General features: G+C 48.2%; 6 protein-coding genes and 1 pseudogene. All 7 read left to right on the top strand.

The genetic code is table 11. The annotated features are described in order from the left end of the window. Positions 1 to 352: pseudogene (locus tag AC6I5A_RS07665) on the top strand (sigma-70 family RNA polymerase sigma factor); the annotation flags it as partial. 48 nt (positions 353 to 400) lie between these two features. Next, positions 401 to 949 (top strand): YqeG family HAD IIIA-type phosphatase, encoded by a 549-nt coding sequence (locus tag AC6I5A_RS07660; RefSeq protein WP_497900425.1) that lies wholly within the window; start codon positions 401 to 403, stop codon positions 947 to 949. A 208-nt stretch (positions 950 to 1,157) separates the two neighbouring features. Next, the gene (gene aroE / locus AC6I5A_RS07655; protein ID WP_034610980.1) at positions 1,158 to 1,976 is read left to right on the top strand and encodes a shikimate dehydrogenase; all 819 of its coding nucleotides are present in this window, start codon (positions 1,158 to 1,160) and stop codon (positions 1,974 to 1,976) included. 147 nt (positions 1,977 to 2,123) lie between these two features. Further along, the gene (locus AC6I5A_RS07650; RefSeq protein WP_034610982.1) at positions 2,124 to 2,579 is read left to right on the top strand and encodes a prepilin-type N-terminal cleavage/methylation domain-containing protein; all 456 of its coding nucleotides are present in this window, start codon (positions 2,124 to 2,126) and stop codon (positions 2,577 to 2,579) included. Positions 2,580 to 2,598: 19 nt separating this feature from the next. Further along, positions 2,599 to 3,753 (top strand): chorismate synthase, encoded by a 1,155-nt coding sequence (gene aroC, locus AC6I5A_RS07645; RefSeq protein ID WP_034610984.1) that lies wholly within the window; start codon positions 2,599 to 2,601, stop codon positions 3,751 to 3,753. Between the two features lie 95 nt (positions 3,754 to 3,848). Then, a complete protein-coding gene (locus AC6I5A_RS07640; RefSeq protein WP_497900416.1) occupies positions 3,849 to 4,382 on the top strand; it encodes a shikimate kinase in 534 nt (177 codons plus the stop codon). Continuing rightward, on the top strand, positions 4,354 to 4,901 hold a 548-nt coding region (locus AC6I5A_RS07635; RefSeq protein ID WP_034613770.1), incomplete at its 3' end, for a 3-dehydroquinate synthase family protein. The genes AC6I5A_RS07640 and AC6I5A_RS07635, both read left to right, overlap by 29 nt.

The raw sequence follows: 4,901 nt of genomic DNA, 5'->3' as shown, positions 1-4,901 counted from the left end.
CACTAAAAAAATCCCGGGGAGAAGTTTCAATTTACGATCCGATTGGGATGGATAAAGAGGGTAATTAGATTTGTATTAGATGCAAGATGTACTTGGTTCAAACGAGGAGGATATTTCTGTAAAGGTTGAAAACGAGTCAGAGCAAAAAGCTCTGCTCGAACTTGTCAAGAAGTTAAACCGAAGGGAAAAAACGGTGCTTCAGTGGCGTTATGGGTTGAGGAACAGTCCTAAACGGACACAAAGGGAGATAGCCAAGGCCCTGGATATTTCTCGTTCGTATGTTTCCCGCATTGAAAAGAAAGCGATTCAAAAATTAATGGAAGAAATGAGAAAGATTAATTCTAAAAAATAAGTCCATTACTTGCTTACGAGGTATCCTCTAAGGTATAATCATAGAAACATCTGCAATACCATGGAGGATTCAATGATTAAGTATTTTCAACCAACAATTCAAGCGCCTTCCCTTGATCTTATTTCGGTTGAGCAACTTACTCGGGACGGGATCAAAGGGCTTATTATAGACTTGGATAATACTATGACCCCATGGAATGATGTCGAAGTAGCTCCTAAAGTGACAAAGTGGTTTCTAAAAGTTAAGGCTGCCGGTATTAGTGCGTGCGTTGTGTCCAACTGCAGTAAGCGCCAGCGCGTAGCCGTTGTTGCGGATTACTTGGATATTCCTTTTGTTTTCGGGGCGTTTAAGCCTCGAAGAAGAGCGTTTCGGGTGGGCATGAGACTTTTGGGAACAGAGTATAAGAATACGGCTGTGATTGGAGATCAGTTGTTTACGGATATCCTGGGTGGAAATCGGCTCGGCCTTTACACGATATTAGTCACCCCCATTAATGATCGTGAATTTATAGGAACTCGCTTTCTGCGTCGAATGGAGAAGGTGCTCGTCTGGTTGATGAAGCATTGCGCTCCGGCGAAACCCGTTAGCCCAAGATAGATTGAGAATTGAGAATTGAGAATTAAGGGAATGGTCAGCCATTCCTTTTTCATGCTTTATGGAGCGCCCCTTCCCGCCATATGGCATCTAGCCATCCAGGCGATGCTCTAACCCCGAACGTCCTGTTCGAGTCATAGCCAACGGTCTAATCTCGAATGTTCTGTTCGAGTCCTGGCCAGCGAATTCATGAAGTAAAGGAATGTTATAAATGGAGAAACATTATGCGGTTATCGGGGATCCAATTGAACACTCCCTCTCTCCAAGGATGCACAATGCCGGGTATGAAGCCTTAGGAATTGACGCAGAGTACCAACGTTTTCACGTAAAGCCCAGCTATTTGGCGGAGGCGGTAGATGGCCTTTGTGCCCTGGGGTTTTCCGGTTGGAACGTAACTCTGCCCCATAAGGAGAAGGTCACTTCCCACCTGGATACGCTTACTCCCCAGGCCAGGCGCGTTGGTGCTGTCAATACCGTGAAAATCCATGAGGGGAAGCGAATTGGTCATAACACGGATGGCGATGGGTTTATCCGTTCTGTGGAAGGAAATCTCAACGGGTTTAAGGGGAAAAAAGCAGTTTTACTCGGGGCGGGCGGAGCCTCTAAAGGGATTGCCTTAGCACTGTCTGCACAGGGTATGCAAGTACATATTCTTAATCGCACGCCTGAAAAGGCAACGGTTCTAGTGGAGTTGATTAAGCATTGGGGTGGAACGGCAACGTCTGGGAAGTTTGCTCCAGGGGACTGGATTGAGGATGTCGATCTTTTGGTGCAGACGACTTCGGTTGGGTTACGTGGTGAGCCATTTCCGTTTTCCGTACAAGGAATTTCTGAAAAAGCGCTCGTTGTCGATATTATCTTTAACCCCAGGGAAACGGCTTTTCTACAAGAGGCCAAAAAACAAGGGTGCCGAACGCTTAACGGTTTAGGTATGCTGCTTTATCAAGGGGCTTTAGCTTGGGAGTTCTGGCTGGGAGGTCAAGCTCCCGTCGAGGTAATGCGACAGGCCTTGTATAGGGCACAGTCCTGACAGATATATACATGTGTAGCAGGGCACGGTCTTGATAGATATATCCATGTATAGAAAACAGTCCTGACCGTCCTGTTACGGAAGAGTGGGTGTAAATCGTTTTAAGATTTGCCGTGGATTAAGCCGAGAGCAAAAGGAAAGATAGAAATGAGCAGAGTCAGAGTCAGGATTAAGGAGCGAGGATATACGCTGCTGGAAATGTTGCTTGTTTTGATTCTCATATCGGGTGCGGGTTTCGTGCTCCTCGTTAAGCTTCCGATACACTTTGAACAGCAGCATCTGGACCTGGCGTCTACCCAATTACTGGAGGAAATCAGGGATGTCCGGCAGGCCGCCCTGGCGGAGAATAACTGGTATGCGATGAAGTTTTATTATCAACCGGGGGATCACCATTATCAGATCTTTCGCCAAGGCACAAGAGTGAAGGATGTCTATTTAAAAGATGGGATTGAGTTTATTGGAGCACCAGGGGATAAAGACGGTAAAATAACCTTTAATGCTGCAGGGAGAAGTGTCGGAACAACTATCACCTTGACAAACTCATCAGGTGAGCGCAAGAGCGTCGTTGTTGCCCCAGTGGGTATGCGGATCAGAGAAAAGTAATAGGGAGAGGGGACCGATAGTGCGGTTTTTAACGGCAGGAGAATCACACGGTCAGAAATTAGTTGGAATTATCGAAGGCCTTCCGTCAGGAATAAAGATTTCCAAGGAACGAGTCGATGAGGTATTAAGAAAGCGTCAGCAAGGCCCCGGGCGTGGTGGGCGAATGGCTATCGAACTGGATGAGGTTCACTTCATTTCCGGAGTCCGCGGCGGCTTAAGTACAGGGGCGCCGCTGGCGTTGGAGATTTTAAACCGTGATTGGGAAAACTGGGCGGGGATCATGGCTTGGGGAGAAGATGCTGATCTGGAGAGCAGAAAAGTAATGACCCCTCGACCAGGACATGCCGACTTAACCGGAGCTCTCAAATACCGCACCGAAGTTCGGAATATCCTGGAGAGAGCGAGCGCCAGAGAGACGGCCATGCGGGTCGCGATTGGCAGCATTGTTAGACAAGGGTTATCCGCCCTTGGGGTGGAGATCAGAGGGCATGTTCTCGCTGTAGGCGGCGTTCATGCGGAGTATATTGACGAGAGAGAGTATTGGCAGCGTGTAAAACTATCGGAGTGGTCCGTGGGTGACCCTGTAGCTGAACAAAAGATGGGGGAACGACTCCTTGCAGCTCGGGAGCAGGGTGAATCCCTGGGCGGACTATTAGAGGTACAGGTACATAATCTTCCCGCCGGACTGGGCTCCCATGTGCAGTGGGACCGCAAGTTAGATGGAAAACTGGCCCAGGCAGTTCTCTCCGTACAAGCGATGAAAGGGGTCTCTTTTGGGCTGGGATTTGAAGCAGGGGAACGTATGGGTTCGTTGGTTCATGATCCGATTATTTATCGCCAGGGGCAAGGCTTTGCCAGGGCCTCCAACCATGCGGGAGGAATTGAAGGGGGAATGAGCAATGGGGAAGCCATTATCCTTCAAGCGGTTATGAAACCGATCCCAACCTTGTATCGGCCTCTGGACACGGTACATCTGGCAACCAAGGAGGTGGCTAAGGCTAGTGTTGAAAGATCAGATGTTTGTGCTGTGCCGGCGGCCTTGGTTGTTTTGGAACATGTGGTGGCTTGGGTGATCGCCGAAGCGGTGCTTGAGAAATTTCCGGCGGATAGTTTTATGGAATTACAAACAGCCTGGGAGGCTTATCTAGAAAACTTACTTACTTTGAAGTTCTAGCTTCATCGTAAATAGACCGAACACACGATGCAAGAAATTCGAACAGCAAATTCGAACATCGAACATCGAACATCGAATTTAAGAGGGTGATCTCTATGCAAAACATCGTTCTCATCGGCTTTATGGGAACCGGCAAAAGCACAGTTGGCAGACGCCTGGCCCAGTCACTGGCTTGGAATTTTTTCGACACAGACTATGTAATTGAAGACGTTACCAACTTGAGTGTGACTGAAATTTTCCGACGGCATGGAGAGACCCGTTTTCGTTCGGAGGAAAGGATCGTAGTTAAGCGGCTCAGTCAGCAGGAGCGAATCGTGATTGCGACGGGAGGCGGGACCGTGTTAAACCCGCTCAACTGGGAAGCTTTGGCCAAGAATGGGATTATGATCGGTCTTCATGCCTCGATTGAAGCAATTCTCAGCCGAATCGGACATAAACATAACCGCCCGCTTCTCAAGGGTCCAAGAGAGGAGATAGAAAAATTATGGTCCGAACGGCAAAAATATTACGCCAAGGCTGACTTTACAGTGGATACGTCTCAAAAAAATATCGATGAAGTGGTCAACGAGATTTTGGCATGGCTGGGAAGGATGGATAATTGTGAGTTTTGCAGAGTTGCAAAAGATTGAAGTAACGGCGGATAGACCGTACCCAGTGTTTTTAGGAGCCCCTCTCGAAGAGTTAGGGGCGTACCTTCATTCTCAATTTGAAGATCTGGAGCACATTTTGATTATTTCAGATCATGCAGTCAGAGATCTTTACGCAGAGCGTCTTAAGAAAGGCTTTTTTGACAAGCGCGTGAATCTATTGACAGTACCTGCCGGAGAAAAGGAAAAATCGCTGGAACGTTTGAGCCAGCTTACGACAGCGGCACTGCGTTGCGGTGCGGACCGTCATACTCTTGTTATTGCCCTTGGAGGCGGAGTGATCGGAGATTTGGCCGGTTTTTTTGCCAGTGCCTTCATGCGGGGGATACGTTTGATTCAAGCTCCTACCACGTTATTGGCGCAAGTGGACAGTAGTATTGGCGGGAAAGTTGCGGTGAATCTTCCGGCCGGTAAGAATATATTGGGAGCATTTTATCCTCCACGGGCAGTTTGGACAGATTTCACAACGCTGGACAGCTTGCCCTGGGGAGAAGTTGAAAA

The sequence above is a fragment of the Desulfosporosinus sp. Tol-M2 genome, from assembly GCF_059735615.1.
This window is presented reverse-complemented; position numbering and strand designations above follow the sequence as displayed.

Coding starts and splice junctions, on each gene's coding strand:
- AC6I5A_RS07650 (WP_034610982.1), top strand. CDS start 2,124: ATGAGCAGAGTCAGAGTCAGGATTAAGGAGCGAGGATATACGCTGCTG.
- AC6I5A_RS07640 (WP_497900416.1), top strand. CDS start 3,849: ATGCAAAACATCGTTCTCATCGGCTTTATGGGAACCGGCAAAAGCACA.
- aroE (WP_034610980.1), top strand. CDS start 1,158: ATGGAGAAACATTATGCGGTTATCGGGGATCCAATTGAACACTCCCTC.